The organism is Burkholderia sp. BCC1993 (assembly GCF_905339865.1).
GTDB lineage: Bacteria > Pseudomonadota > Gammaproteobacteria > Burkholderiales > Burkholderiaceae > Burkholderia.
In genome coordinates this window covers 35,408-61,852 of record NZ_CAJPGZ010000006.1, presented here as the reverse complement: position 1 = coordinate 61,852, position 26,445 = coordinate 35,408, and the positions used below count along the sequence as shown (strand labels likewise).

Sequence of the window (26,445 nt, the reverse complement as noted above, 5' to 3'; positions counted from 1 at the left end):
CTCTGGCCAGCAGGCCGCCCGGCTCGACATGCTTCTTGCGACGCGCTGCCCTCATTGCGAAACCGTCTTCCGGCTGCAGCAGGAACAGCTCTCGCTGCATGACGGGCTCGTGCGTTGCGGATACTGTCAGCAGGTCTTCAACGCATCGCAGTCGCTCGTGCCCGATCCGGCACCGCCGGAACCCGCGCTGACCGAAACGGCGCCGGTCGAGCCGGCCGCCGCCGACCCGCAACACGACGCCGCGCCCGCGCGGCTCTTCACCACCGACGCACCGGTCGAGCCGGCGGCCGGTTCCGATTACCAGCCGGAAGGCTGGGACATGTGGGCGCCGTGGCTCGATGCCGGCGTCGACCCGTCCCTGCAGCACAGTGTCGAGACCGTGCGCGCCGAACCGCTGATCCCGCTTGCGCTGCCGTCGACGGAATCCGGTGTGGTTCACCTGTCCGGCACGCCGGCGCCGATCGCATCGCAGCCGGCCGAGTTGCACGCCGTCGCCGCGCGGTCGGCCAAACCGGATGCGGATGCGGTGCCGCCCGAAACCGACGAACCGCTCACGCCGCTCACCGAACCCGATCTGCGCGAACCGCGCTTCGTCGCGCCCGCGCCAACGGCCGAACACGCCGCAGCAGCGCCCGTCGAACCGGCCGGCAACGCGCGCTTCGCCGTGCCCGACGACGAGCACGCGCCACGCGAACCGCGCTTCGCGTTCAGGCCGGTACAAGCCGAGCCCGGACTCGAATCGAAACCCGAACCCGACACCCACGCCGAACGTGCCGCCGCACCGGCCGCAGCCGCCAGCGAACCGGGCGCCGAACCGGACGTACAACCCGCCGCCCAGCCGGTCGCCCCCTTCCCCGCCGCACTGTCCGACGACGATCGCCCGCCCTTCGCCGTGACGCGCGAGATGCGCGCGCAGCAGCGACACGGAACGCTCGGCGGCTTTTTCGGCGGGCTCGTCGCGGCCGTGCTCGCGGTGCTGCTCGTCGCGCAGCTCGCGTGGTGGCAGCGCGAAACCGTGATGATCGACTGGCCCGTCACGCAGGGCTGGTTCCGGCAGGCGTGCGCGCCGCTCGGCTGCAAGGTGACGCCGCCGCGCGCGATCGACGGCCTGCGGCTCGACGCGGCCGACCTGCGCCAGATCGACGGCCCGCGCGTGCTGGAGTTGAAGGTGCCGCTGACGAACCGCTACCGCGTTGCGCTCGCCTACCCGTCGCTCGAGCTGACGCTGCTCGACGACACGAATCACGTGACCGTGCGCCGCGTGCTCGCGCCGCGCGACTACGTGCGCCCGGGCATGCCGATCGACGCCGGGCTGCCGCCCGGCACGACGCAGACGATGGTCGTCCGTCTCGACACGAACGGCGCGCCCGCCTCGAATTTCCGCGTCCAGATCTTCTATCCGTGACGCCCCGCGGCGCGCGCATGCGCGCCGTCTCAACCCGCGCGCCGCTGCGGCGCGCTATTTCGGAGCACGAACATGAGCAAAGTTACGCTGGGTGGCAACCCGATCGATCTCGCCGGCACGTTCCCGGCCGTCGGCTCGCAAGCCCCCGACTTCAAGCTGGTCGGCAAGGACCTCGCGGACCTGTCGCTCGCCAGCTTCGCCGGCAAGCGCAAGGTGCTGAACATCGTCCCGAGCCTCGATACGCCCACCTGCGCGACGTCGACCCGCAAGTTCAACGAAGCCGCGTCGTCGCTCGACAACACGGTCGTGGTGGTCGTGTCCGGCGACCTGCCGTTCGCCGCCACGCGCTTCTGCACGACCGAAGGCCTCGCGAACGTCGTGACGGCTTCGACGTTCCGCGGCGGCCGCGCGTTCGCGAACGCATACGGCGTCGACGTGACGAGCGGCCCGCTGAACGGCCTGACGGCCCGCGCGGTCGTCGTGCTCGACGCGCAGGACAAGGTGCTCCACGCGGAACTCGTCGGCGAGATCAAGGACGAGCCGAACTACGACGCAGCGCTCGCCGCACTGAAGTAACCCGCAGCCGCCCGGCCCTGCCGCACGAAGCCCGACGGCCTGTGCGCGCCGGCCGGGCGGCCGCTTCCCTTTGCTCTCTACAGGAACGCACGCCTTGACTACGCTGATTTGCGGCTCGCTCGCCTACGACAACATCATGACCTTCGAAGGCCGGTTTCGCGAGCACATCCTGCCCGACCAGGTTCACCTTCTGAACGTGAGCTTCCTCGTGCCGACGATGCGTCGCGAATTCGGCGGTTGCGCGGGGAACATCGCCTACGCGCTGCACATGCTCGGCGGCGACGCGCGCATCATGGCGACGGTCGGCGCGAACGACGCCGATCGCTATCTCGAGCGTCTCGACAGCCTCGGCCTGTCGAAGGCCAGCGTGCGCGTAGTGCCCGAAACGCACACCGCGCAGGCGATGATCACGACCGATCTCGAGAACAACCAGATCACCGCATTCCACCCGGGCGCGATGATGCAGTCGCACCTGAACCGCGCGGATGAAGTGTCGGGCGTGAAGCTCGGCATCGTCGCGCCGGACGGCTTCGACGGGATGGTCCAGCACGCCGAGCAATTCGCGAAGGCCGGCATCCCGTTCATCTTCGATCCGGGCCAGGGCCTGCCGCTGTTCGACGGCGCGACGCTGCGCCGCATCATTGAACTCGCCACCTTCGTTGCGGTCAACGACTACGAGGGCAAGCTCGTCAGCGACAAGACGGGCTGGTCCGAACAGGAAATCGCCAGCCGGGTTCAGGCGTTGATCATCACGCGCGGCGAGCGCGGCGCCACCATTCTTCACAAAAACGGCGAAGAACAGATTCCGGTCGTGCAAGCCGAGCGTGTCGTCGATCCGACCGGCTGCGGCGACGCCTTCCGGGGCGGCCTGCTGTACGGCATCGAGAATGGCCTCGACTGGGCAACCACGGGCCGCCTCGCGAGCCTGATGGGCTCGATCAAGATCGCCCACCAGGGGCCTCAAACTTACGCACTGACGCGCGCCGAAATCGACGCGCGCTTCGAGGCTGCCTTCGGGTACAGTCTCAAATGAATATTGTGGGAGAGCAAAGATGTTGACCAAGAAAACCCTCACGCTCGCTGCCATGCTGACGGCCACGCTGACGCTCGCCGGCTGCTTCACGGCGCCGGGCTCGGCAGATGTCTATAGCGTCGGCCAGGCGCAGCGCGAACAAACCGTGCGCATGGGCACCGTCGAAAGCGTCCGTGCGGTGCGCATCCAGTCCGACGGCGGCGGCAGCGCGATCGGCACGCTCGGCGGCGGTGCGCTCGGCGCAGTCGCGGGCAGCGCGATCGGCGGCGGCAAGGGATCGATCCTGACGGCCATCGCGGGCGGTCTCGTCGGCGCGGTCGCAGGCAACGCGGTCGGCGAAAACCTCAGCACGGCGAACGGTGTCGAAATCACCGTGCGCCTCGACAACGGCGACCTGCGCTCGATCACGCAGGCGGCGAGCGGCGAAATGTTCCGCGCCGGCGAACGGGTGCGACTGCTGTCGAGCGGCGGCGTCACGCGCGTCACGCACTAACGAGCATCCTCAGCACGCGGCGCAAGCCGCGGTCGAACGCATGTGCGAAGCTGCACATGCGTTTTTTTTCGTCCGTGCCCGGCAGCCGGCCGGCCCATCGATGTAGACGGACGAAAAAAATCCCGCCACCTGAGCCAGATGGCGGGATCGATTGAGTAGCGCTACTCAACCCGCGGACACTGCGTGAGTGTCCGGGTGGTACGGGTCAGCCGCGATTACGGACGGCTGCCGGTCGGGAACGGCCATGCCGCTGCCGGGTTGAGCGCGGTCTTCACGCCCGATGCCGGCGCGACCGATGCGGTCGACGCGGTGGTTGCCGGTGCAGCCTTCTTCACGACGGCCTTCTTCGGAGCAGCAGCCTTCTTCGGAGCAGCGGCCTTCTTCGCCGGTGCGGCGGCCTTCGGTGCAGCGGCAGCCTTCGGAGCAGCGGCAGCCTTCGGTGCAGCAGCAGCCTTCTTCGCAGGGGCAGCCTTCTTGGCAGGCGCAGCCTTCTTCGCAGCAGCCTTCTTCGCAGGCGCAGCCTTCTTGGCGGCAGCCTTCTTCGCCGGCGCGGCCTTCTTGGCAGCAGCCTTCTTCGCCGGTGCTGCCTTCTTCGCAGCAACCTTCTTCACGGCGACTTTCTTGGCTGCAACCTTCTTCGCAGCGGCTTTCTTCGCCGGTGCTGCCTTCTTCGCGGCAACCTTCTTCACCGCGACCTTCTTCGCAGCAACCTTCTTCGTTGCAACCTTCTTCGTTGCGACCTTCTTTGCCGCGACCTTCTTCGCAGCGGCCTTCTTCGCCGGTGCTGCCTTCTTCGCGGCAACCTTCTTCACCGCGACCTTCTTCGCAGCAACCTTCTTCACTGCAGCGGCCTTCTTCGCCGGAGCAGCAGCCTTCTTCGCAACGGTCTTCTTGGCAGCAACCTTCTTAGCAGCCGGTTTCTTCTTGGCAGTAGCCATGTTGTTCTCCTTCAGGTTCAGATGAGAGTCAGTTCAAACTACACCCTTCGTCAAAACCCGCTTCCCGCGGACGCTGTTCAGGACGTGCGCTTCGAAGCGGGCTATTCATCGGCGTACGCGGATACCACGCGCTTACGCTAATGAATACGGTATGGCGCACGTGACCCCATGGCCTCGCGCGCCAAATCAAGTCGGTAGCCGGCGCACTTCGCGCCGCCACCCCTAATCGCTTGATCAAGCGGACCGCCACACGGCCGTCCGCTTTTTCCGGAGGGAAGTTTGCCCATCCCACTGAAGGGTTCGCAAAGTGCCGATCATGTCGTTGGGCCGTTAAGGCACCGGGCATGCTTTGCATCAGGCGTTCTTGCTCCTAAACCTTGGGCCGGGGCCGAGAGGCCGCCGGCTGCTCACATCATGTGACGGGTTCGCTGCTGCGGGTTATTCCCAGGACAGCGCGCCGCCCGTCTGATACTCGATCACACGCGTCTCGAAGAAGTTGCGTTCCTTCTTCAGGTCGATCATCTCGCTCATCCACGGGAACGGATTTTCCTCGTTCGGATACAGCGGATCGAGGCCGATCTGCTGGCAACGGCGGTTGCTGATGAAGCGCAGATAGCTCTTGAACATCGACGCGTTCAAACCCAGCACGCCGCGCGGCATCGTGTCCTCGGCGTAGCGGTATTCGAGTTCGACAGCCTGCTTGAACAGCTCGCGGATCTCGGCGCGGAATTCCGCGGTCCAGAGATGCGGGTTCTCGAGCTTGATCTGGTTGATCAGGTCGATACCGAAATTGCAGTGCATCGACTCGTCGCGCAGGATGTACTGATATTGCTCTGCAGCACCCGTCATCTTGTTCTGGCGGCCGAGCGCGAGGATCTGCGTGAAGCCGACATAGAAGAACAGGCCTTCCATGATGCAGGCGAACACGATCAGCGACTTCAGCAGCTTCTGATCCGCTTCGAGCGTGCCGGTCTTGAAGGCCGGGTCCGTCAGCGTGTGGATGAACGGGATCAGGAATTCGTCCTTCGCGCGGATCGACGTGACCTCGTGGTACGCGTTGAAGATCTCGCCTTCGTCGAGACCGAGCGATTCGACAATGTATTGGTACGCGTGCGTGTGGATCGCCTCTTCGAACGCCTGGCGCAGCAGGAACTGCCGGCACTCGGGCGCCGTGATGTGGCGGTACGTGCCGAGCACGATGTTGTTCGCGGCGAGCGAATCGGCCGTCACGAAGAAGCCGAGGTTGCGCTTGACGATGCGGCGCTCGTCCTCGGTCAGACCGTTCGGATCCTTCCACAGGGCGATGTCGCGGGACATGTTGATTTCCTGCGGCATCCAGTGGTTCGCGCAACCCGCCAGATACTTTTCCCACGCCCACTTGTACTTGAACGGCACCAGCTGATTGACGTCAGTCTGGCCGTTGATGATGCGCTTGTCGGCGACATTGACCCGCGCTTCGGAACCACCAGCGGGAACAGCCGATGCTTGCGGCGGCACCGCAAGATCGCCTTCGAAAATGTCGCGGACCTGATGGGCGGCAGGCGTTGCAGCCTGCATTCCGACAGCCATCCCTGCGGAGGTGCGCAACGCGTTTTGTTGCGCTCCGCTCGCGGGGGTTACGGCAGTCTTCTCGTCATCCCAGTTGAGCATAAATTCTCACCATCAATTTAGAACGGTTTGTACCATCTTTTCCTGAGCGATAAAAGGGCTCGCTCACGAAAAATCCTTTTTTCGATTCGCGTTGCGACCTCGATACAACACTTTGAGCAACGCATCGTCGTTCATGCAGCGCGCGACGCGTGTCGCACGTGTATCGCGAGGTGCGCTCGACGCATCGAACGCTGATCGAAACGCGACGTCGTCGGGGATGTTTCGATCGCTTGTCACTGCCTGCAACGCGAGTGCCGCGTTACAGATTCCTTATCATTTTTTTAGTTGAGAGCGGCGCACACTTCAACCTCGATCGGTTGTCGTGCGCGCCGCCCGAACCTTCTTCAGGTCATGCGCGCCGCGTTACTGGCAGGCTTCGCACTCGTCGAAGCCGGCGTCGCCCGGGCGCATCGTGCATACCGGACCGTCGGCCTCGACCGGCGCGAGTGCCGGTGCTGCGTCGACTGCGCCCGACGACGATGCTGCGCCGCCTGCCGCACCGAAGCCGCCGGCTGCGCCTTGCGCGCCGCCGCTGCTCGAACCGCCGCTCGTCGGCACCGCGTTCAGCGCGCCGTGTGCGACCGTCGACTTCTCGACGTGCGTCGCCGCCATCGTGCGGAGGTAGTAGGTCGTCTTCAGACCGCGCAGCCAGGCGAGCTTGTAGACCTCGTCGAGCTTCTTGCCCGACGCGCCGCCCATGTAGATGTTCAGCGACTGCGCCTGGTCGATCCACTTCTGGCGACGCGATGCCGCTTCGACCAGCCACGTCGGGTCGACTTCGAACGCGGTCGCGTAGATCGCGCGCAGGTCGGCCGGGATACGGTCGATGCGCGACAGCATGCCGTCGAAGTACTTCAGGTCGGCGACCATCACTTCGTCCCACAGGCCGCGTTCCTTCAGGTCGCGAACGAGGTACTCGTTGACCACCGTGAATTCGCCCGACAGGTTCGACTTCACGTACAGGTTCTGGAAGGTCGGTTCGATACAGGCCGACACGCCGATGATGTTCGAGATCGTCGCCGTCGGCGCGATCGCGACGCAGTTCGAGTTGCGCATGCCGTGCGTGGCGATCCGCGAACGCAGCGTCGTCCAGTCGAGCGTCTCGGACGTGTCGACCTCGACGTAGCCGCCACGCGCTTCGGCCAGCAGCTTCAGCGTGTCCTGCGGGAGGATGCCGCGATCCCACAGCGAGCCGCGGTAGCTCGAGTAGCGGCCGCGCTCTTCGGCCAGCTCGGTCGACGCGTGGTACGCGTAGTAGCAGACCGCTTCCATCGAACGATCGGCGAACTCGACTGCTTCGTTCGACGCGTACGGCGTGCGCAGCAGGTGCAGGCAGTCCTGGAAGCCCATGATGCCCATGCCGACCGGACGGTGCTTCAGGTTCGAGTTACGCGCCTTCGGCACCGCGTAGTAGTTGATGTCGATCACGTTGTCGAGCATGCGCATCGCGACGCTGATCGTGCGCTTCAGCTTGTCGTGGTCGAGCGCGTAGCTGCCGTCGGCCTGCTTCACCAGGTGGGCGACGAGGTTCACCGAGCCGAGGTTGCACACCGCGATCTCGGTGTCGCTCGTGTTCAGCGTGATTTCCGTGCACAGGTTCGACGAGTGGACGACGCCGACGTGCTGCTGCGGCGAGCGCACGTTGCACGGATCCTTGAACGTGATCCACGGGTGGCCCGTCTCGAACAGCATGCCGAGCATCTTGCGCCAGAGCTGCGCCGCCGGAATCTTCTTGAACAGCTTGATCTCGCCGCGCGCGACCTTCTCTTCGTAAGCCGTGTAAGCCTTCTCGAAATCGGCGCCGAACTTGTCGTGCAGGTCCGGGCAGGTCGACGGCGAGAACAGCGTCCAGTCGCCGCCTTCCATCACGCGCTTCATGAACAGGTCGGGAATCCAGTTCGCCGTGTTCATGTCGTGCGTACGGCGACGGTCGTCACCGGTGTTCTTGCGCAGCTCGAGGAACTCCTCGATGTCGAGGTGCCACGATTCGAGGTACGCGCAGACCGCGCCCTTGCGCTTGCCGCCCTGGTTCACCGCGACGGCCGTATCGTTGACGACCTTCAGGAACGGGACCACGCCTTGCGACTTGCCGTTCGTGCCCTTGATATGCGAGCCGAGTGCACGCACGCGGGTCCAGTCGTTGCCGAGACCGCCAGCGAACTTCGACAGCAGCGCGTTTTCCTTCAGCGCTTCATAGATGCCGTCGAGGTCGTCCGCGACCGTCGTCAGGTAGCACGACGACAGCTGCGAGCGGTGCGTGCCCGAGTTGAACAGCGTCGGCGTCGAACTCATGAAGTCGAAGCTCGACAGCACGTTGTAGAACTCGATCGCGCGCGTTTCGCGATCGATCTCGTTCAGCGACAGGCCCATCGCGACGCGCATGAAGAATGCCTGCGGCATTTCGATGCGCGAGCCGTCGACGTGCAGGAAGTAGCGGTCGTACAGCGTCTGCAGGCCGAGGTAGCCGAACTGCAGGTCGCGGTTCGCGTCGAGCGCTTCGCCGAGGCGCTTCAGGTCGAACTGCAGCAGCTTGTCGTCGAGCAGGCCGGCGTCGACGCCGCGCTTCAGGAACTGCGGGAAGTATTCCGCGTAGCGGGCCGACATCTCGGCCTGCACCACTTCCTCGCCGAGGATCTCGCGACGGATCGTGTGCAGCAGGATGCGGGCCGTGACCTGGCTGTATGCCGGATCCTTTTCGATCATCGTACGCGCAGCGAGGATCGCCGAGTCGTAGACCTGACTCATCGGCACGCCGTCGTACAGGTTCTTCACCGTCTCCGCGACGATCGGGTCAGGGTTAACCGCAGCGCCGAGATCGTCACATGCCGACACGATCAGCGCGCGCAGTGCGTTCAGGTCGAGCGGGCGCGTGACGCCGTTGTCGACGACGTTGATGCCGGTGCTCGACTCGCCGCCCGCTGCCGCTGCTTCCTCGCCCGCGTGCTGGCGCTCGAGGTGACGCTTCTCGCGATACAGCACGTACGCACGCGCGACGTTGTGCTCGCCGCCGCGCATCAGCGCGAGTTCGACCTGGTCCTGGATGTCTTCGATATGGAACGTACCGCCGTTCGGACGGCTGCGCACGAGCGCGCGCACGACGTTGTGCGTCAGTTGCTCGACGAGTTCGCGTACGCGTGCCGATGCCGCGCCCTGCCCGCCGTTGACGGCCAGGAAAGCCTTGGTCACCGCAATCGCGATCTTCGAAGGCTCGAACGACACCACGCTGCCGTTGCGGCGGATCACCTTGTAGTCGGCGAACGTGGCCTGCGGCGCGAGCGCCTGCGCGCCCTGTTCGGTCCCGCCGAGCGGACGGCTCGAGGCGCTCTCGTACTGGGACGTCGCGTTGTCGGTGGTTTGCATGTGCAAAGCTCCTGGTGTTGGATGGTGCGGAGAGAACCGCGGATTAAAACGAACGCTGCGCTACGGGATGCGCGAGCGGTAAGAGGCGAGCGATGCGTCGGGGAAGCCGGTTCGGTCGATGCGCGACAACCGATCCGGTCGTGTGCTTCGTCATGTGTACGCTGCCCCGTCGAAGTTCGCTGCGCTTGATTGCGACGCCCGGACCGCCCGGCCTGGCGCGCCGCACTGAGAACCCTGGCCGCCGGCGTTGCCCGCCGGCCGGTGCCGCTCGGGTTTCCCCTGCGACACACACTATATCTAGTACAGAACCGCTCAACTGGCACCAAGTATAGTGGACATTCGGACGAGGTCAAAACGGATAATTTGCGCTGGAGGTCTTGACATCACCCCCGCCCCGCGCAGGCGCAGATGTGACAAGGCATTGGTCGGAAAAAAAAATTTCGCCGGCTCAAAAACCCTGCGCTCAGTGCTGACGGAAAGGAAAGTATCCGGCGGAAAAGCCGGCATCGCCTGCGAAGCGTTGCCAATCGAAGTGCGGACCCGGGTCGGTCTTGCGGCCCGGCGCGACGTCGGAATGCCCGGCCACCGCATCGATCGGATAGCGCGCGGCGAGCGTGCGCGCGAGCACGCCGAGCGTCGCGTACTGCGCCGCGTCGAACGGCACGTCGTCCGCACCTTCGAGCTCGATGCCGATCGAGAAGTCGTTGCAGCGCGGCCGGCCGAAGAACTCGGACGCACCCGCATGCCATGCACGCTCGTCGCACGACACGAACTGCACGAGTTCGCCGTCGCGGCGGATCAGGAAGTGCGCGGACACGCGCACGTCGCGCAGGTGGCGCTGGTAATAGGGGTGCGTATCGCAATCGAGTCGATTCAGGAACAGCGCCTCGATTGCATCGCCGCCGAACTCGCCGGGCGGCAGGCTGATGTTGTGGACGACGACGAGCGTCGGCACCGCGTCCGCGGGCCGCGCCTCGAAATTCGGCGACGGCGCGTGGCGCGCTTCGCGCACCCAGCCGCTCGCGTCGACCGACAGCAGCGCTGCGTCGCTCATCGGGCGTCGTGGCCGCTCGCGTGTGCGCCGTGGCGCTGCGCGTGCTCGGTGCTGCAGAAGTACTCGCCGCCCGCGGCGACCGCGTCGCCCTGCGGCGTATGCACGCCGCATTCGGCGCAACGCACCATCGGTTCGGGCAGCGAGCGCGCGTCGCCGTTCGGGCGTGCCGCCCCGGCGCCGGGACCCGGTGCGCCGTCGTAGCCGCCACCGCGGCCGGTGCGCGCCTGCGCGTGCTCCTGGGCCTGGCGCAGCTTGCGCGTGAGCCACGAACCCGCGAAGAAGAGAAGAATCAGGAGAAGAATCTGTCGCATCGGAAACCTGCGTTCAAACCACGGAGCGGTGCAGCAGCACCTCGAGAACAAACCGGCTGCCGACATACGCGAGCAGCAGCGCGGCAAACGACACGAGCACCCAGCGCGCGGCGCCGCGCCCGCGCCAGCCCGACGTCTTGTGGGCGACCAGCAGGCCGCCGAACATCAGCCACGACAGCACCGCGAACACGGTCTTGTGATCGAGCCGCAGCGCGCGTGCATCGACCTGCTCGCTGAACAGGATCCCCGACGCGAGCGTCAGCGTCAGCAGCACGAAGCCGGCGCCGATCAGGCGGAACAGCAGCTTCTCGAGCGTGAGCAGCGGCGGCAGCGTTTCGAGCCAGCTCGCGATCCAGCCGGTCGAGCCGTCGCGCCCGCCGCTCCTCAGCGACTGCAGGCGCCGCTCGACCATCAGCATCAGGACCGCGTGCAGCGCGGCGATCGCGAAGAGGCCGTACGCGATGTTCGCGATCAGGAAGTGCATCTTGAACAGCGGCGCTGCGGCATAAGGCAGCACCCGCACGCCGCCGAACACGAGCGGCAGCAGCGACGCGCCGCACGCGAGCGGCAGCACGAGCAGGCGCAGACTGTCGAGCGGGAAGAAGAAGCTCTCGATCCAGTAGATGCCGGCGCCGAGCCAGAACATCGCGGACAGCGCGAACGCGAAGCCGAAGACCATCGCGTCGTGCGGGAAGATCGTCATGTGCAGCAGCACGCCGTGCGCGACGAGCGCCGCGAACAGCAGCGCGCGGCCGGCGCCGCTCATTCCCGACGCGGCGGACGCCGGAACCGGCACGGCCGGCACACTCGCGACGAGCGGCGTCGCACCCTGGCGGTGCGTGCGCCAGCCTGCGACGGCGAGGCCGCCGTACAGGAATGCGGTGAGGGCATACAGTACAATATCCATGTTCGAAGTTTACACTAGGCCCCCTTCCCGCGACGGCTCCCTTTGTTCGGTTCCGTTGCGCCTTCGGGCCCCACTGTCCATCGCTCCCCATGCTCGACAATCTCACTCAACGGATGGCGCGCGTCGTCAAGACGCTGCGCGGCGAGGCCCGGCTTACCGAGGCGAACACCCAGGAGATGCTCCGCGAGGTGCGTCTCGCACTGCTGGAAGCCGACGTCGCGCTGCCCGTCGTCCGCGAATTCATCGCCAAGGTCAAGGAAAAGGCGCTCGGCGAGGAAGTGATCAGCAGCCTGTCGCCGGGCCAGGCGCTCGTCGGCGTGGTCCAGAAGGAACTGACCGCCGTGATCGGCGGCGACTACGAAGGCAAGGCCGCCGAACTGAATCTGGCGGTCACGCCGCCCGCCGTGATCCTGATGGCCGGCCTGCAGGGCGCCGGCAAGACCACGACCGCCGGCAAGCTCGCGAAGCTCTTGCGCGAGAAGTACAAGAAGAAGGTGCTGACGGTGTCGTGCGACGTGTATCGCCCGGCCGCCATCATGCAGCTGAAAACGGTGAGCGAACAGGTCGGCGCCGATTTCTTCCCGTCGACGCCGGACCAGAAGCCGGTCGACATCGCGCTCGCGGCCGTCGACTGGGCGAAGCGCCACTACCATGACGTGCTGATCGTCGACACGGCCGGCCGCCTCGGTATCGACGAAGCGATGATGCAGGAAATCGCCGCGCTGCACGGCACGCTGAAGCCGGCCGAAACGCTGTTCGTCGTCGACGCGATGCTCGGCCAGGACGCGGTCAACACCGCGAAGGCGTTCAACGACACGCTGCCGCTCACCGGCGTCGTGCTGACCAAGCTCGACGGCGATTCGCGCGGCGGTGCCGCGCTGTCGGTGCGCCACATCACGGGCAAGCCGATCAAGTTCGTCGGCGTCGCCGAGAAGCTCGACGGCCTCGAGGTGTTCCACCCGGACCGGATGGCGAACCGGATCCTCGGCATGGGCGACATCCTCGCGCTGGTCGAGGAAGCGCAGCGCGGCGTTGACGTGCAGGCCGCGCAGAAGCTCGCCGACAAGGTCAAGAAAGGCGGCGACTTCGACCTGAACGATTTCCGCGCGCAGATTTCGCAGATGAAGAACATGGGCGGCCTGTCGTCGCTGATGGACAAGCTGCCGGCGCAGTTCCAGCAGGCGGCCGCAGGCGCCGACATGGGCCAGGCCGAGAAGTCGATCCGCCGGATGGAAGGGATCATCAGCTCGATGACGCCCGCCGAGCGCGCCAAACCCGAAATCATCAAGGCGACGCGCAAGCGCCGCATTGCAGCCGGCGCGGGCGTGCCGGTGCAGGAAGTCAACCGGATGCTGAACCAGTACGACCAGATGCGTACGATGATGAAGAAGCTGAAGGGCGGCAACATGCAGAAGATGATGCGCGGCCTGAAGGGCATGATGCCCGGCATGCGCTGATTCCGCCCGTCGGCCGGCGCGCGGGTTTTTGCCGTAGCGCGCGCCGGCCGTTCTGCTTCATTCTTATTTGTATACCGACTGCCCGCCAGAACCCATGAACCGCGAAGAAGCCCTCCACATTTTCGACCACTCCGAAGAGATCGTCTCGGCCGATGCCGTCAACGCATCGATCGCCCGGATGGCCGACGCGATCCGCGCCGACATCGGCGACGCGTTCCCGCTCGTGCTCTCGGTGATGGGTGGCGCCGCGGTGTTTACCGGGATGCTGCTGCCGCATCTCGATTTCCCGCTGGAATTCGACTACATCCACCTGACCCGCTACCGCAACACGACGCAGGGCAGCCCGGAAATGCACTGGCGCGTCGCGCCGCGCGAATCGGTGAAGGACCGGATCGTGCTCGTGCTCGACGACATCCTCGACGAAGGCGAGACGATGGCCGCGATCCGCGACCGCATCCTCGACATGGGCGCGAAGCGCTTCATGTCCGCCGTGCTGTGCGAGAAGACGCTCACCAAGGCGAAACCGCTGCATCCCGACTTCTGCGGCTTCTCGGTGCCGGACCGCTACGTGTTCGGCTGCGGGATGGACGCCAAGGGCTACTGGCGCAACCTGCCGACGATCCGTGCGCTGACCGCGAACGTCTGATCGCCGCCCTGCCCGCTATATAAATAGAAAGCGGCGCTCCGGTTACCCGGAGCGCCGCTTTTTTTCGTCGGCACGCACCGATGCGTTACATCTGCAGCTGGTGCACGAACGCCCGGATGCCGGCGAGCAGCATCTCGACCGAGATCGCGACGAGCACGAGACCCATCAGTCGCTCGAACGCGGCGACGGTCCGTTCGCCGAGCCACTGCTGGATCCGTTCGGCCAGCACCAGCGTGATCGCGCAGACGATCATCGTGACCGTCAGCGCGCCGACCCACTCGAACATCTTGCCCGGCGCCTGCGACGTCAGCAGCATCACCGTCGCGAGCGCGGACGGCCCGGCGAGCGCGGGAATCGCGAGCGGCACGATGAACGGTTCACCGCCGGCGCGCGGATCGCTGCCGAGCGCGCCGTCCGGATGCGGGAAGATCATCCGCAGCGCGATCAGGAACAGCACGATCCCGCCGCCGAGCCGCAGCGACAGGTCGGTGAGGTTCATCATCCGCAGGAAGCGGTCGCCGACCACCATGAAGAACAGCAGGATCACGAACGCGATCCCCACTTCACGCAGGATCAGCTTCACGCGCCGCTCGCGCGGCACGTCCCGCATCGCCGTGATGAACAGCGGGATGTTGCCGAGCGGATCCGTGATCAGCACGAGGAGCACGGTGGCCGACAGGAAGGTGTATTCCACCGTGTCCTCCGGTCGAAGCGCTTAGCGCGCGAGCGCGGCGCGGATCTTCTCCGTCACCGTCGCCGCGGCCGCGTCGGCCGGCAGCAGCGTCGCCTCGGCGTCGCGGCGGCCCTGATACTCGATCTTGCCTTCCTTCAGGCCGCGCTCGCCGATCACCAGGCGATGCGGCACGCCGATCAGTTCCCAGTCGGCAAACATCACGCCCGGGCGCTCGCCGCGATCGTCGAGGATCACGTCGATGCCGGCCGCGGCCAGTTCCGCGTACAGCTTGTCGGCGGCCTCGCGGACCATGTCGCTGCGGTCGTAGCCCATCGGGCACAGCACGACCTCGAACGGCGCGATCGACTCGGGCCAGATGATGCCGCGGTCGTCGAAGTTCTGTTCGATCGCCGCGCCGAGAATGCGCGTGACGCCGACGCCGTAGCAGCCCATCAGCATCGGCTGCGGCTTGCCCGACTCGTCGAGGAACGTCGCGCCCATTGCTTCCGAGTACTTGGTGCCGAGCTGGAACACGTGGCCGACTTCGATGCCGCGGCAGATGTCGATCTCACCCTTGCCGTCCGGCGACGGATCGCCCTTCTTCACGTTGCGCACGTCGGCGACGTCCGGCTCCGGCAGGTCGCGGCCCCAGTTCACGCCCGCGATGTGATAGTCGACCTCGTTCGCGCCGACGACGAAGTCGCTCATGTTCGCGACCGTGCGATCGGCGATCACCTTCACCGGCTTCTTCGTGCCGACCGGGCCGAGGTAGCCCGGCGGCGTGCCGAACCACTCGACGATTTCCTGCTCGGTCGCGAAGCGGTGGTTCTTCAGCCCCGGCAGCTTCGACACCTTGATCTCGTTCAGGTCGTGATCGCCGCGCAGCATCACGAGCCAGATGGTCGGCTCGGCGCCTTCGTTGTCGGTGGCGAGCACGATCGACTTGATCGTGCGCGCGAGCGGGATCGCCAGCAGTTCGGCGACGGCCTCGCACTTCGCCTTGCCGGGCGTCGCGACCTTTTCCATCGCTTCGGCGGGCGCGGCACGCGCGGGCGTCAGCGGCAGCGCTTCGGCCGCTTCGACGTTCGCCGCGAAGTCGGACGTCGGGCAGTAGGCGATCGCGTCCTCGCCGGTATCGGCGATCACGTGGAACTCGTGCGAGAAGTTGCCGCCGATCGAGCCGCTGTCGGCCGCAACCGCGCGGAACTCGAGGCCGAGGCGCGTGAAGATGCGCACGTATGCGTCGTACATCTTGCGATACGACTCGTTCAGGCCGGCCGCGTCCTTGTCGAACGAGTACGCGTCCTTCATGATGAACTCGCGGCCGCGCATCACGCCGAAGCGCGGACGGATCTCGTCGCGGAACTTCGTCTGGATCTGGTAGAAGTTCACCGGCATCTGCCGGTAGCTCTTGATCTGGTTACGCGCGATGTCGGTGACGACTTCCTCGTGCGTCGGCCCGATCACGAAGTCGTTGTCCTTGCGGTCCTTGAAGCGCAGCAGCTCGGGGCCGTACTGCTCCCAGCGGCCCGATTCCTGCCACAGCTCGGCCGGTTGCACGGCCGGCATCAGCAGCTCGATGGCGCCTGCCCGGTTCATTTCCTCGCGCACGATCGCCTCGACCTTGCGAATCGAACGCAGGCCGACCGGCAGGTAGTTGTAGATGCCGCCGGCGACGCGACGGATCATGCCGGCGCGCACCATCAGCTTGTGGCTGACGATCTCTGCGTCGGCCGGTGCTTCTTTGAGGGTGCCGATAAAGAAACGGGAAGCTTTCATGCGGACGGTTCCAAATACGGCGCCCCCAGGCGGGGCGCCCGAAAAAGTTTCAAGGTGAAAAAGCTGCGCGCGGCGAACAACGAGGGACGACGATGGCGCAGATGACTTAGCAGACAAATCAGGGACAATTCAGCCGGTGTACCCCGTGCGGTTTCGCTCCGTCACGGTGCGCAGCGCCCGTTATCTGTTTATAATCAAAGCAATTTTAAAGGATTCGAAGGTGGTTGTATGCTGGATCGTGAAGGCTTTCGCCCGAACGTCGGCATCATCCTCTTGAACGCGCGCAACGAGGTGTTTTGGGGCAAGCGGCTCCGCGAGCATTCCTGGCAGTTTCCTCAAGGTGGGATCAAGTACGGCGAGACCCCCATGCAGGCGATGTACCGGGAACTGCACGAGGAGACGGGCCTGCACCCGGAACACGTCAAGATAATCGGCCGCACTCGCGACTGGTTGCGTTACGAGGTGCCTGACAAGTTCATCAAACGCGAAGTACGCGGACATTACCGCGGCCAGAAGCAGATCTGGTTCCTGCTGCGGATGGTCGGACGCGATTGCGACATTTGCTTGCGCGCGACCGATCACCCGGAGTTCGATGCGTGGCGCTGGAACGAGTACTGGGTGCCGCTCGATGCGGTGATCGAGTTCAAGCGGGATGTCTATCAGTTGGCGCTGACGGAACTGTCGCGCTTCCTGCGCCGCCCGGCGCAGCGAGCCGAAAAGCCGCGTGGGCCGCGAATGTCGCGCTATCCGCGCGTCATTGGCGTACAGGCCCAGCAGACGCTGACGATTGTCGACACATCGGTAGTCTGTTCGGAGATCGAAGTGGAAGCGAGCACGCTCGACGAGATGCCGCCCCACGTGATCGTCGGCAAATGACGAGTCGGACTGCATGACCGGGCGCGACCTTGGTGTCGCGCCCTTTTTTTACGAGGAATGCATATTGAAAGCGATTGCTCTCGCGCTCGCATCGATCGCCGCGATGGCTGCCCTGGCCGGCTGCGCGAATTCGAAAGCGCCGTCCAACAAGGATGACAGCGAGTTCGTCTATCTGCTGGACCGCCAGGGGAACTGGAAGGAAAACCCGGTCGACACGCTGCCGCCGTTGCCGCAAGCGGGCGACCTGCTGCCGTTCAACGTGTCGCAAAACACGCCGCTCAAGTTCTCCGTCGATGCGAAGTCGCTCGCGGTCGGCAGCGACGGCGTCGTGCGCTACGCAGTCGTCATCACGAGCCCGGCCGGCGCGCGCAACGTGAACTACGAAGGCATCCGCTGCGACACCTACGAATGGCGTCAGTATGCAGGCCTGAATTCGGATCATGACGGCTGGGACCGCACGGTCGAGAACGACTGGCGTCGCATCGAGAACGGCGAGCTGAACGCTTACCACTCGGCGCTGTACCAGGACTATTTCTGCTCGAACAAGATGCCGCAGGGCACGACCCAGCAGATCCTCGAGAACATCAAGTTCCACCGCACCGCGATGAGCCAGCTGCGCTGACCGCGCAACGCAGGCCGCCCGTCCGGCCTTGCCTCGCTTCGTCACAACAAAAAGCCCGCGCCATGCGGGCTTTTTGCTGCCTCGCGACGCCTGGCCGAACGGTTACACGAGCACGAGGTTGTCGCGGTGAATCAGCTCCGGCTCCAGCATGTAGCCGAGCACCGTCTCGATCTCGCCGCTCGGCTTGCGGTGAATCAGCTTCGTTTCCGCGCTGCTGTAGTTCGTGAGGCCGCGCGCCACTTCACGCCCGTCGGGGCCGACACACGCGATCACCTCGCCGCGTGCGAACGCGCCCTGCACGCCGATCACGCCGATCGGCAGCAGGCTCTTGCCGCCGGCCGTCAGCTTCTCGACCGCGCCCGCATCGATCACGACGTGCCCGCGCACCTGCAGGTGATCAGCCATCCATTGCTTGCGTGCAGCCATCCGCGCGGTGCGCGCGATCAGCTGCGTGCCGATCGCCTCGCCCGCCGCCAGCCGCACCAGCACGTCGGCTTCGCGGCCGCTCGCGATCACGGTGTTCGCGCCGCTGTGCGCTGCGCGCTTCGCTGCGAGGATCTTCGTCAGCATCCCGCCGCGACCGAGGCTCGAGCCGGCGCCGCCCGCCATCGCCTCGAGCTCCGGTGCGCCCGCACTGGCTTCAGCGACCAGCGTCGCATTCGGATCCTTGCGCGGATCGGCGGTGAACAAGCCCGTCTGGTCGGTCAGGATGATCAGCGCATCGCCTTCGATCAGGTTCGCGACGAGCGCGCCGAGCGTATCGTTGTCGCCGAACTTGATTTCGTCGGTGACGACCGTGTCGTTCTCGTTGATGATCGGCACGACGCCGAGCCGCAGCAGCGTGAGCAGCGTCGAGCGCGCATTCAGGTAGCGTTCGCGATCAGCCAGGTCGGCATGCGTGAGCAAGATCTGCGCGGTACGGATATCGTGCTCGGTAAAGCGGCTTTCGTAGACTTGCGCGAGCCCCATCTGACCGACCGCGGCAGCAGCCTGCAGCTCGTCGATCTCGCGCGGACGCTTGCTCCAGCCGAGGCGCTGCATCCCTTCCGCAATCGCACCCGAACTGACGAGCACCACTTCCTTGCCCTGCGCGCGCAGCGCGGCGATCTGGGCCGCCCAGCGGCCGATTGCAGCATGATCGAGGCCCTTGCCGTCGTTGGTCACGAGGCTGGAGCCCACCTTCACCACCAATCGCTTCGAATCCGCGATGATCGAACGCATCGTGCGCCGTCTCCTGTATCTGATGCCTGCCCGGCCGGGCGCAATTTAATTCAGCACCGGACGCGATGCCCGGTGCGTGTCGGGCCCGCTCAGGCGTCGTCGCCGGGCGTCGCGCCGCCATCGGCGTGCGGCGCATCGCGGAACCGCACGTCCGCGGCCAGATCTTCCTCTTCCGCCGCACGATGCGCGTCCGAATGCTCGGCGAGGTAGTCGTAGATCGCGTAGACCAGCGCTTCGCAGCCCTGGCCGGTCAGCGCCGAAATCTCGAACACCGGGCCGTCCCAGCCGAAACGATCGAGGAAATCGGCGACGCGCGCCTCGCGCTCGTCCTCCGGCACCATGTCGAGCTTGTTGAGTACGAGCCAGCGCGGCTTCTCGTAGAGCGCCTCGTCGTACTTGCGCAGTTCGCCGACGATTGCGGTCGCTTCCGCGACCGGGTCGACGCTTTCGTCGAACGGGGCCAAATCGACGAGATGCAGCAGCACGCCGGTGCGCTGCAGGTGTCGCAGGAACTGGTGGCCGAGGCCCGCGCCTTCGGCGGCGCCCTCGATCAGCCCCGGAATATCGGCGATCACAAAGCTCTTGCTCGGGCCGACCCGCACGACGCCAAGGTTCGGCGCGAGCGTCGTGAACGGATAGTCGGCGATCTTCGGCTTCGCGTTCGACACCGACGAGATGAAGGTCGACTTGCCGGCGTTCGGCATGCCGAGCAGACCGACGTCGGCAAGCACCTTCAGCTCGAGCCGCAGCATGCGCCGTTCGCCGGGCTTGCCGTCGGTTTTCTGGCGCGGCGCGCGGTTCGTGCTCGACTTGAAATGCAGGTTGCCGAGACCGCCTGCGCCGCCCTGCGCGAGCATCACCTGCTGATCGTGCTCGGTCAGGTCGGCGATCAGCTCGCCCGTGTCCATGTCGGTCACGACCGTGCCGACCGGCATGCGCAGCGTGACGTCGTCCCCGCCCTTGCCGTAGCAATCCGAGCCGCGACCGTTTTCGCCGTTGCGCGCCAGGTGCTTCTTCGCGTAACGGTAGTCGATCAGCGTGTTGATGTTGCGGTCGGCGATCGCGTAGACGTTGCCGCCCCGGCCGCCGTCGCCGCCGTCCGGCCCGCCGAACGGAACGAATTTCTCGCGGCGCATCGACGCGCTGCCATCGCCTCCGTCGCCGGCGATGACTTCGATTCGTGCTTCGTCAATGAACTTCATTCGTCACTCCGACCAGTATTTCCGCTATTGTGCCGCGCACCGGCGCGCTTGAACAATCTGCCGTTCGGCCGATTGCCCGCCAGTGTCGCGACAGCCGCCGGCGCGCACATGCGCCCGGCGGCCAAATAAAAAAAGGCCCCGCGAAGACTGCGGGGCCTTTCGGCTACGAAGCCCGTGGGTGCCTGAAGTTAGGCAGCCGCCGGGACAACGATGACCAGATGCTTCTTGTCCGCGCCCTTGGTCGCGAACTTGACGTGACCGTCGACCAGCGCGAACAGGGTGTGATCCTTGCCCATGCCGACGTTCTCGCCAGCGTGCATGCGCGTACCGCGCTGACGCACGATGATGCCGCCAGCGTTGATCGCCTGGCCGCCGTACACTTTCACGCCGAGACGTTTCGACTCGGAGTCGCGGCCGTTCCGGGAAGAGCCGCCTGCCTTTTTGTGTGCCATCTGATTGCTCCTTTACCGAGGCGCTTACGCGTTGATCGCGTCGATGCGCAGCTCAGTGTAGTTCTGGCGGTGGCCGCCGTGCTTTTGGTAGTGCTTCCGGCGACGCATCTTGAAGATGGTGACCTTGGCATGACGACCGTGCGACACAACGGTGGCCTTGACGGAAGCCCCACTGACCAGCGGCGTACCGAACTTAATCGATTCGCCTTCGCCCACTGCGAGAACCTGGTCGAGCGTGATTTCAGCGTCAATGTCAGCCGGTATCTGTTCTACTTTGAGTTTTTCGCCAACGGCAACCTTGTACTGCTTGCCGCCGGTTTTTATGACCGCGTACATTGAGAACCTCACTCTGGATCCAATTTTTCCGCACACCACGCGCGGAAAACACGTGATTATACATGGGGTTAGCACCCAAGTCAAAGCCAATCCACGATTGCCGCCCGCAAGCCCTGGCCGGACGGCCAAAATCACCGGGCAAACACGTCCGACAGACCGGCATATCGCGGATTCGACTTATAATCCGCGGCATCACCCATTTCGATCATCATGTCGTCGTCCACCGCCTCCCCCACCCTCAGCGCCGCCCACCTGCTCGCCCCGATCGCCAGCGACATGGAGCAGGTGAATCGCGTTATCCGGCAAAGCCTCGCGTCCGACGTGCTGCTGATCAACCAGATCGCCGAGTACATCATCGGCGCGGGCGGCAAGCGGCTGCGTCCGGCCCTGCTGCTGCTCGTCGCCGGCGCGCTCGGCGAGACGTCGCACCAGCGGCACGTGCTGGCCGCCGTCGTCGAGTTCATCCACACGGCCACGCTGCTGCATGACGACGTCGTCGACGAATCCGAACTGCGGCGCGGCCGGCAGACGGCCAACGCGCTGTTCGGCAACGCGGCGAGCGTACTGGTAGGCGACTACCTCTATTCGCGCTCGTTCGAGATGATGGTCGGTGTCGGCAAGATGCGCGTGATGGAAATCCTGTCGGAAGCGACGACGATCATCTCTGAAGGCGAAGTGCTGCAGCTCCTGAACATGCACGACGCGGACGTCGACGAGACGCGCTACATGCAGGTGATCCGCTACAAGACGGCGAAGCTGTTCGAGGCATCGGCCCGCCTGGGCGCAGTGCTCGCCGGCGCCGATGCGCCGACCGAAGCCGCCGCCGCCGAATACGGCCGCCGGATCGGCACCGCATTCCAGATCATGGACGACTGGCTCGACTACGCGGGCACGGCCGAAGCGATGGGCAAGAATGCCGGCGACGACCTGCGCGAAGGCAAGCCGACGCTGCCGCTCATCTATCTGATCGAACGCGGCACGCCCGAGCAGTCGGCGCTCGCCCGCGAGGCGATCGAACAAGGCGGCACCGATCGCTTCGACACGATCTTCGACGCGATCACGCGTTCGGGCGCGCTCGACCATACGCTCGAATGCGCGCGCCAGGAAGCACAGGCCGCTGCCGCCGCGATCGCCGCGTTCCCGGATTCGATCTACAAGGAAAGCCTGCTCGCGCTGTGCTCGTACTCGACGTCGCGACAGTCGTAAACGCGCGGCGATCACGACGCGAACCGCTTTTCGAAAAATTTCTTCATCAAGGTATTCCCTTTTAGAAAAAACATCGTTATAGTTACGTTCTTGCTTGTGACGACGCAGCGATCTGAACGAAAGCGGCGAAGTCGGAAGAGCAAAAAATCGGGGTGTAGCTTAGCCTGGTAGAGCGCTACGTTCGGGACGTAGAGGCCGGAGGTTCGAATCCTCTCACCCCGACCAGATTTTGAAAAAACCGTGCACCGAGTGCACGGTTTTTTTTTGCCTTCTTCTGCCTGGTCTCGCGAGCGCGCGTGTCGCGCACGACACATCCCGGCCGCCGGCCTCTGCTATATTCCCTCCATCCCTGTCCTTCACTGCCCTTCTGACGCGTGGACCAAATTCCCTTATGGGCGCAAATCGGCGCCGTCTTCCTGCTTCTCCTCTGCTCCAGCTTCTTTTCCATTTCCGAGACCGCGATGATGGCGCTCAACCGCCATCGGCTGAAGCATCTCGCCGGCCAGGGCGTGCTCGGCGCGAAAACCACGCAGGGTCTCCTCACGCGCACCGACCTGCTGCTCAGCGTGATCCTGATCGGCAACAACCTGTTCAACACGATCATCCCGGTCCTGACGACGTCGCTCGCGCTGCACACGTTCGGCCGTAACAACCTGGCGCTGTCGATCGCGACCGGCATCGTCGCGTTCCTGATCATCGTGTTCGCGGAAATCGCGCCGAAGATCGTCGGCGCGACCTTTCCCGAACGCATCGCGCTGCCCGCCAGTCTCGTGATCGCGCCGCTGATGCGCGTGTTCAAGCCGGTCGTCTGGTTCGTCAATGCACTGGCGAACGGCGTGCTCTGGATGCTGCGCATCAATACGAAGAAGGGCCGCGACCAGCGAATGTCCGCCGACGAGCTGCGCGCGATCGTGCTCGAGTCGAGCAGCTTCATGCCGACCAAGCACCGCAGCATCCTGCTCAACCTGTTCGACCTCGAGAACATCACGGTCGACGACGTGATGGTGCCGCGCCGCCAGATCGAGTCGCTCAACTTCTACGCGCCGCTCGACGACATCCTGCATCAGCTCGAGACCTGCTATCACAACCGCCTCGTCGTCTATGAAGGCGACATCGACAAGGTGCTCGGCGTGCTGCACGTCCGCAAGACGCTCACCGCACTGCACAACCAGGATTTCGACCGCGAAACGTTGCGCACGCTGCTCGCCGAGCCGTACTACGTGCCGTCGGGCACGCCGGTCGTCCAGCAGCTCCAGTATTTCCAGGAAAGCCGGCAGCGGACCGCGCTCGTCGTCAACGAGTACGGCGAACTCGAGGGGCTCGTCACGCCCGAGGACATCATCGAGGAACTGATCGGCGAATTCACGACGTCGATGCCGCGCGGCGAACGCGCGGGCGGCTGGGACGAGAACGGCGAATGCATCGTCGCCGCCAGCATGCCGCTGCGCGAACTGAACCGCTGGCTGCACCTGCAACTGCCGACCGACGGACCGAAGACGCTCAACGGCCTGATCCTCGAAATCCTCGAAGAAATCCCCGAAGGCGACGTGTGCCTGAAGATCCGCGACGTGATGCTCGAGGTCATGCGCAGCGACGACCAGGCCGTGCGCACCGTCAAGCTCTTCAAGCCGCGCAGCACGCGCGCACGCGGCGCGCGCTAGCCGAACGGCCGACTGTCGGCGCCGCGCACGATACGCGACCATTTGCCGGTCACGATCAACAGGCGGCCGAGCGCCGGCTCACATGCACTTCCCACTTCCCGGGGCGCCGCTGCGCACGCAGCGGCCGCCTGTCTCCACCGACGCATCGCCCGCTGCAATACCGCGGTCGCTCGATGCGGCGCAACTCGACGACTCGCCCGCCGTACGGCTGCTGACCGACACGCTGCACGCCGCCCGCGTGCGCGACGCGTCCGACATCCACGTCGAACCGTTCGAAGCAGGCTGGCGCATCCGCCTGCGCATCGATGGCGTCCTGCATGACCACGCGCGGCCGCCCGCTCATCTGCGCGACGCGCTTGTCACGCGGATCAAGGTGCTCGCTCGCATGGACATCGCCGAGCGCCGGCTTCCGCAGGACGGCCGGCTGCGCATCGCGGTCGATGGCGGCATGCGCGGCGACTACCGGGTCAGCTCGCTGCCCACGCTGTTCGGCGAGAAGCTCGTGTTGCGCCGCCTCGAAACGCTGCCGCCCGACCTCACGCTCGCGCGTCTCGGCTTCGACGCACGGCAGGCCGCGGCGATGGAAGCCGCGATACGCGCGCCGCACGGTCTCGTGCTCGTCACCGGGCCGACCGGCAGCGGCAAAACGCTGTCGCTCTACTGCGCGCTGCAGATGCTCGACCGCGATGCGCACAACGTATGCACGGTCGAGGATCCGGCCGAGATCCAGCTCGACGGCATCAACCAGGTCGGCGTCGCCGAAAAAGCCGGGCTGACGTTCGCCACTGCGCTACGCGCGCTGCTGCGTCAGGACCCGGACGTCATCATGGTCGGCGAGATTCGCGATGCGGAGACGGCCGACGTCGCGATCAAGGCCGCACAGACCGGGCACCTCGTACTGTCCACGCTGCATACGAACGACGCGCCGGCAGCCGTCGCGCGACTGCTCGACATCGGCGTCGCGCCATACAACCTGGCGGCCGCGTTGCGCCTCGTCACCGCGCAACGCCTCGTGCGGCGTCTGTGCCCCACCTGCCGCGTGCGTTCGGACGCGTCGGTGCGCGCGCTGCGCGAAGCAGGCTGCAATCCGGCAGCACTGGAATCCGGATGGCGCCCGTTCGTCGCGCGCGGCTGCGCCGCCTGTCACGGCATCGGTTATCGAGGCCGCATCGGCCTGCATCAGACGATGCCGGTTTCACCGGAGATGGCGGAACGCATCGTCGCGCGCGCAAGCGTCGGTGCGCTCGCGCAATGCGCGGCAGCCGAGGGCGTACGCAGTCTGCGCGACGCGGCACTCGCGCACGTTCGCGACGGTACGACGAGCATCGCGGAAGCGCTGGCCGCGACGCCCGACGCGTGATCGCAATGCCTGCACCGCCGCACGAGACGCGTTTCGCGTGGCGTGGCCGTCGTCGCGACGGCACGCCATGCCGCGGGAACGTCATCGCCTTCGATGCCGCCGCCGCACGTGCGGCGCTCGCGCGCGACGGCGTCACGGTGCTGTCGCTCGATGTCCGCGGCACGGCCCGGCCGCCGTCGGCCGGCGCACGGGAGGTCACGCGCTTCACGCGTCAGCTCGCGAGCCTGCTGCAAGCCGGACTGCCGCTCGCACCGTCGCTCGAGATACTCGCGCGCACCCGCACGCGCGACGGGCTGCCGCGCATCGCCGCCGGCCTCGCACGCGAGATCGTCGGCGGGCAACGCTTTGCCACCGCGCTCGCACGCTACCCGTCCCAGTTCGGCACGCTGTATCGCCAGTTGATCGAGGTAGGCGAAGCATCGGGCGCGCTCGGCACCGTACTGACCCGCGTCGCGGAGCACCGCGAACGCGCCGACGCGCAATGGCGCAAGCTGCGTGCCGCGCTCGCCTACCCGGTCGCCGTCATCGTGTTCGCACTCGCGATCTCGGCCGCGCTGATGGTGTGGGTCGTGCCGACGTTCCGGCAGATCTTCGACGGCTTCGGCGCGGCCTTGCCGGCGCCGACCCGCGTCCTGCTCGCCCTCTCGTCCGCGACCTCGGCCTGGGGCGGCACGTTCGTCGCCGGGGCAGCGGCGGCGGGGCTCGCCGCGCGTCACGCGCTGCGGCGCTCGCCATCGCTGCGCTACACGGCCGCGCGGCACGTGCTGAATGCGCCGCTCGTCGGCGGCGCGCTCACGCGGTTCGCGACCGCGCGCTGGTGCCGCTCGCTTGCAACGCTGCTCGGTGCGGGCGTCCCGCTCGCCGATGCATTCGCCACGCTCGAACGCACCGCCGGCCATCCGGTGTTCGAGCAGGCCACCGCGCAGATCGCGACGCGCGTGCTGCGCGGCGCGCGTCTCGCCGATGCGATGCAAGCGGCGGGCTGCTTCCCGGACGACGTCGTGCAGCCGATCGCCGTCGCCGAGGAAACCGGCGCGCTCGACACGATGCTCGCCGATATCGCCGCGCTATGCGAGCGTCAGCTCGACGCACGCCTCGATGCGCTCGCCGCGCTCGGCGAGCCGCTGATCGTGATCGTCCTGGGTGCGCTCGTCGGCGGCCTCGTGATCGCGATGTATCTGCCCATCCTTCAGCTGGGCAACGTGGTGTAGCATCGCAACCGATTCT

The 26,445-nt window shown here is 65.9% G+C and carries 25 protein-coding genes and 1 tRNA gene; 13 read left to right on the top strand and 13 right to left on the bottom strand.

Annotated elements, in window-relative coordinates; genetic code table 11:
* Positions 1 to 28 precede the first annotated feature (28 nt).
* The 4 genes from U4Y91_RS11240 to U4Y91_RS11225 all read left to right on the top strand — a co-directional run bounded on the left by U4Y91_RS11240 (position 29) and on the right by U4Y91_RS11225 (position 3,507).
* Complete coding sequence (locus tag U4Y91_RS11240; RefSeq protein ID WP_321805125.1) at positions 29 to 1,405, top strand: zinc-ribbon and DUF3426 domain-containing protein; 1,377 nt, start codon at positions 29 to 31, stop codon at positions 1,403 to 1,405.
* 72 nt (positions 1,406 to 1,477) lie between these two features.
* Positions 1,478 to 1,981, top strand: coding sequence for a thiol peroxidase (gene tpx, locus U4Y91_RS11235; protein ID WP_044844203.1), 504 nt, complete (start codon positions 1,478 to 1,480; stop codon positions 1,979 to 1,981).
* A gap of 94 nt (positions 1,982 to 2,075) precedes the next feature.
* Entirely contained in the window at positions 2,076 to 3,014 is a 939-nt protein-coding gene (locus tag U4Y91_RS11230; protein WP_321805124.1) for a carbohydrate kinase family protein, read from the top strand.
* A 19-nt stretch (positions 3,015 to 3,033) separates the two neighbouring features.
* The gene (locus U4Y91_RS11225) at positions 3,034 to 3,507 is read left to right on the top strand and encodes a glycine zipper 2TM domain-containing protein (RefSeq protein ID WP_059465339.1); all 474 of its coding nucleotides are present in this window, start codon (positions 3,034 to 3,036) and stop codon (positions 3,505 to 3,507) included.
* A gap of 215 nt (positions 3,508 to 3,722) precedes the next feature.
* Here the strand turns inward: U4Y91_RS11225 and U4Y91_RS11220 are convergent, their stop codons facing one another.
* The 7 genes from U4Y91_RS11220 to U4Y91_RS11190 all read right to left on the bottom strand — a co-directional run bounded on the left by U4Y91_RS11220 (position 3,723) and on the right by U4Y91_RS11190 (position 11,727).
* Positions 3,723 to 4,445: a histone H1-like DNA-binding protein gene (locus U4Y91_RS11220; protein ID WP_321805123.1), complete on the bottom strand. Its 723-nt coding sequence runs from the start codon at positions 4,443 to 4,445 to the stop codon at positions 3,723 to 3,725.
* 28 nt (positions 4,446 to 4,473) lie between these two features.
* Positions 4,474 to 4,800, bottom strand: coding sequence for a hypothetical protein (locus U4Y91_RS11215; RefSeq protein WP_321805122.1), 327 nt, complete (start codon positions 4,798 to 4,800; stop codon positions 4,474 to 4,476).
* 83 nt (positions 4,801 to 4,883) lie between these two features.
* Positions 4,884 to 6,095, bottom strand: coding sequence for a ribonucleotide-diphosphate reductase subunit beta (locus U4Y91_RS11210; RefSeq protein ID WP_096506220.1), 1,212 nt, complete (start codon positions 6,093 to 6,095; stop codon positions 4,884 to 4,886).
* 363 nt (positions 6,096 to 6,458) lie between these two features.
* Positions 6,459 to 9,455: a ribonucleoside-diphosphate reductase subunit alpha gene (locus U4Y91_RS11205; RefSeq protein ID WP_321805121.1), complete on the bottom strand. Its 2,997-nt coding sequence runs from the start codon at positions 9,453 to 9,455 to the stop codon at positions 6,459 to 6,461.
* Positions 9,456 to 9,918: 463 nt separating this feature from the next.
* A complete protein-coding gene (ampD, locus tag U4Y91_RS11200) occupies positions 9,919 to 10,509 on the bottom strand; it encodes a 1,6-anhydro-N-acetylmuramyl-L-alanine amidase AmpD (RefSeq protein WP_321805120.1) in 591 nt (196 codons plus the stop codon).
* Positions 10,506 to 10,820 (bottom strand): PP0621 family protein, encoded by a 315-nt coding sequence (locus U4Y91_RS11195; RefSeq protein ID WP_321805119.1) that lies wholly within the window; start codon positions 10,818 to 10,820, stop codon positions 10,506 to 10,508. Before U4Y91_RS11195 ends, ampD begins: the two co-directional genes overlap by 4 nt.
* A 13-nt stretch (positions 10,821 to 10,833) precedes the next feature.
* Entirely contained in the window at positions 10,834 to 11,727 is an 894-nt protein-coding gene (locus U4Y91_RS11190) for an inner membrane protein YpjD (protein ID WP_321805118.1), read from the bottom strand.
* 89 nt (positions 11,728 to 11,816) lie between these two features.
* On the opposite strand from U4Y91_RS11190, the gene ffh reads away from it, so the two are divergent.
* Both ffh and U4Y91_RS11180 read left to right on the top strand, forming a co-directional pair.
* The gene (gene ffh / locus U4Y91_RS11185) at positions 11,817 to 13,184 is read left to right on the top strand and encodes a signal recognition particle protein (protein WP_039317379.1); all 1,368 of its coding nucleotides are present in this window, start codon (positions 11,817 to 11,819) and stop codon (positions 13,182 to 13,184) included.
* 94 nt (positions 13,185 to 13,278) lie between these two features.
* On the top strand, positions 13,279 to 13,830 hold the full coding sequence (locus U4Y91_RS11180; RefSeq protein WP_059535202.1) for a hypoxanthine-guanine phosphoribosyltransferase: 552 nt from the start codon (positions 13,279 to 13,281) through the stop codon (positions 13,828 to 13,830).
* A gap of 85 nt (positions 13,831 to 13,915) precedes the next feature.
* On the opposite strand, the gene U4Y91_RS11175 is transcribed toward U4Y91_RS11180, so the two are convergent.
* Together U4Y91_RS11175 and U4Y91_RS11170 are read right to left on the bottom strand one after the other, a co-directional pair.
* A complete protein-coding gene (locus U4Y91_RS11175; protein ID WP_257768728.1) occupies positions 13,916 to 14,524 on the bottom strand; it encodes a MarC family protein in 609 nt (202 codons plus the stop codon).
* 21 nt (positions 14,525 to 14,545) lie between these two features.
* Complete coding sequence (locus U4Y91_RS11170) at positions 14,546 to 16,282, bottom strand: proline--tRNA ligase (RefSeq protein ID WP_321805117.1); 1,737 nt, start codon at positions 16,280 to 16,282, stop codon at positions 14,546 to 14,548.
* Positions 16,283 to 16,510: 228 nt separating this feature from the next.
* Between U4Y91_RS11170 and U4Y91_RS11165 the strand changes: the two genes are divergently transcribed.
* Positions 16,511 to 17,158 (top strand): RNA pyrophosphohydrolase, encoded by a 648-nt coding sequence (locus U4Y91_RS11165; protein WP_034186372.1) that lies wholly within the window; start codon positions 16,511 to 16,513, stop codon positions 17,156 to 17,158.
* Positions 17,159 to 17,171: 13 nt separating this feature from the next.
* Positions 17,172 to 17,780 carry a CNP1-like family protein gene (locus U4Y91_RS11160; RefSeq protein WP_321805116.1) on the top strand — a complete coding sequence of 203 codons (609 nt, stop codon included), beginning with the start codon at positions 17,172 to 17,174 and terminating at the stop codon, positions 17,778 to 17,780.
* Positions 17,781 to 17,882: 102 nt separating this feature from the next.
* On the opposite strand, the gene proB is transcribed toward U4Y91_RS11160, so the two are convergent.
* From proB to rplU, 4 genes are all read right to left on the bottom strand, one after another.
* Positions 17,883 to 19,001, bottom strand: coding sequence for a glutamate 5-kinase (gene proB, locus U4Y91_RS11155; protein ID WP_121858525.1), 1,119 nt, complete (start codon positions 18,999 to 19,001; stop codon positions 17,883 to 17,885).
* An 89-nt stretch (positions 19,002 to 19,090) separates the two neighbouring features.
* Positions 19,091 to 20,203, bottom strand: coding sequence for an Obg family GTPase CgtA (gene cgtA / locus U4Y91_RS11150; protein ID WP_321805115.1), 1,113 nt, complete (start codon positions 20,201 to 20,203; stop codon positions 19,091 to 19,093).
* Between the two features lie 188 nt (positions 20,204 to 20,391).
* Positions 20,392 to 20,655: a 50S ribosomal protein L27 gene (gene rpmA / locus U4Y91_RS11145; protein ID WP_006476999.1), complete on the bottom strand. Its 264-nt coding sequence runs from the start codon at positions 20,653 to 20,655 to the stop codon at positions 20,392 to 20,394.
* Between the two features lie 24 nt (positions 20,656 to 20,679).
* On the bottom strand, positions 20,680 to 20,991 hold the full coding sequence (rplU, locus tag U4Y91_RS11140; protein ID WP_006025184.1) for a 50S ribosomal protein L21: 312 nt from the start codon (positions 20,989 to 20,991) through the stop codon (positions 20,680 to 20,682).
* Between the two features lie 210 nt (positions 20,992 to 21,201).
* Here rplU and U4Y91_RS11135 point away from each other — a divergent pair, with 210 nt between their 5' ends.
* From U4Y91_RS11135 to U4Y91_RS11115, 5 genes are all read left to right on the top strand, one after another.
* Complete coding sequence (locus tag U4Y91_RS11135; protein WP_044844218.1) at positions 21,202 to 22,197, top strand: polyprenyl synthetase family protein; 996 nt, start codon at positions 21,202 to 21,204, stop codon at positions 22,195 to 22,197.
* A 148-nt stretch (positions 22,198 to 22,345) separates the two neighbouring features.
* Positions 22,346 to 22,422, top strand: a tRNA-Pro gene (locus U4Y91_RS11130).
* 149 nt (positions 22,423 to 22,571) lie between these two features.
* Complete coding sequence (locus tag U4Y91_RS11125) at positions 22,572 to 23,858, top strand: HlyC/CorC family transporter (RefSeq protein WP_321805114.1); 1,287 nt, start codon at positions 22,572 to 22,574, stop codon at positions 23,856 to 23,858.
* An 82-nt stretch (positions 23,859 to 23,940) separates the two neighbouring features.
* On the top strand, positions 23,941 to 25,218 hold the full coding sequence (locus U4Y91_RS11120) for a GspE/PulE family protein (protein WP_321805113.1): 1,278 nt from the start codon (positions 23,941 to 23,943) through the stop codon (positions 25,216 to 25,218).
* Positions 25,219 to 25,223: 5 nt separating this feature from the next.
* On the top strand, positions 25,224 to 26,429 hold the full coding sequence (locus U4Y91_RS11115; protein ID WP_321805112.1) for a type II secretion system F family protein: 1,206 nt from the start codon (positions 25,224 to 25,226) through the stop codon (positions 26,427 to 26,429).
* Positions 26,430 to 26,445 lie beyond the last annotated feature (16 nt).

What these genes read in the sequence shown, in the direction of transcription:
- U4Y91_RS11240 (WP_321805125.1), top strand. Translation starts at nt 29, where the DNA reads ATGCTTCTTGCGACGCGCTGCCCTCATTGCGAAACCGTCTTCCGGCTG.
- tpx (WP_044844203.1), top strand. Translation starts at nt 1,478, where the DNA reads ATGAGCAAAGTTACGCTGGGTGGCAACCCGATCGATCTCGCCGGCACG.
- U4Y91_RS11225 (WP_059465339.1), top strand. Translation starts at nt 3,034, where the DNA reads ATGTTGACCAAGAAAACCCTCACGCTCGCTGCCATGCTGACGGCCACG.
- U4Y91_RS11220 (WP_321805123.1), bottom strand. Translation starts at nt 4,445, where the DNA reads ATGGCTACTGCCAAGAAGAAACCGGCTGCTAAGAAGGTTGCTGCCAAG.
- U4Y91_RS11215 (WP_321805122.1), bottom strand. Translation starts at nt 4,800, where the DNA reads ATGCAAAGCATGCCCGGTGCCTTAACGGCCCAACGACATGATCGGCAC.
- U4Y91_RS11210 (WP_096506220.1), bottom strand. Translation starts at nt 6,095, where the DNA reads ATGCTCAACTGGGATGACGAGAAGACTGCCGTAACCCCCGCGAGCGGA.
- U4Y91_RS11205 (WP_321805121.1), bottom strand. Translation starts at nt 9,455, where the DNA reads ATGCAAACCACCGACAACGCGACGTCCCAGTACGAGAGCGCCTCGAGC.
- ampD (WP_321805120.1), bottom strand. Translation starts at nt 10,509, where the DNA reads ATGAGCGACGCAGCGCTGCTGTCGGTCGACGCGAGCGGCTGGGTGCGC.
- U4Y91_RS11195 (WP_321805119.1), bottom strand. Translation starts at nt 10,820, where the DNA reads ATGCGACAGATTCTTCTCCTGATTCTTCTCTTCTTCGCGGGTTCGTGG.
- U4Y91_RS11190 (WP_321805118.1), bottom strand. Translation starts at nt 11,727, where the DNA reads ATGGATATTGTACTGTATGCCCTCACCGCATTCCTGTACGGCGGCCTC.
- ffh (WP_039317379.1), top strand. Translation starts at nt 11,817, where the DNA reads ATGCTCGACAATCTCACTCAACGGATGGCGCGCGTCGTCAAGACGCTG.
- U4Y91_RS11180 (WP_059535202.1), top strand. Translation starts at nt 13,279, where the DNA reads ATGAACCGCGAAGAAGCCCTCCACATTTTCGACCACTCCGAAGAGATC.
- U4Y91_RS11170 (WP_321805117.1), bottom strand. Translation starts at nt 16,282, where the DNA reads ATGAAAGCTTCCCGTTTCTTTATCGGCACCCTCAAAGAAGCACCGGCC.
- U4Y91_RS11165 (WP_034186372.1), top strand. Translation starts at nt 16,511, where the DNA reads ATGCTGGATCGTGAAGGCTTTCGCCCGAACGTCGGCATCATCCTCTTG.
- U4Y91_RS11160 (WP_321805116.1), top strand. Translation starts at nt 17,172, where the DNA reads ATGACCGGGCGCGACCTTGGTGTCGCGCCCTTTTTTTACGAGGAATGC.
- proB (WP_121858525.1), bottom strand. Translation starts at nt 19,001, where the DNA reads ATGCGTTCGATCATCGCGGATTCGAAGCGATTGGTGGTGAAGGTGGGC.
- cgtA (WP_321805115.1), bottom strand. Translation starts at nt 20,203, where the DNA reads ATGAAGTTCATTGACGAAGCACGAATCGAAGTCATCGCCGGCGACGGA.
- rpmA (WP_006476999.1), bottom strand. Translation starts at nt 20,655, where the DNA reads ATGGCACACAAAAAGGCAGGCGGCTCTTCCCGGAACGGCCGCGACTCC.
- rplU (WP_006025184.1), bottom strand. Translation starts at nt 20,991, where the DNA reads ATGTACGCGGTCATAAAAACCGGCGGCAAGCAGTACAAGGTTGCCGTT.
- U4Y91_RS11135 (WP_044844218.1), top strand. Translation starts at nt 21,202, where the DNA reads ATGTCGTCGTCCACCGCCTCCCCCACCCTCAGCGCCGCCCACCTGCTC.
- U4Y91_RS11120 (WP_321805113.1), top strand. Translation starts at nt 23,941, where the DNA reads ATGCACTTCCCACTTCCCGGGGCGCCGCTGCGCACGCAGCGGCCGCCT.
- U4Y91_RS11115 (WP_321805112.1), top strand. Translation starts at nt 25,224, where the DNA reads ATGCCTGCACCGCCGCACGAGACGCGTTTCGCGTGGCGTGGCCGTCGT.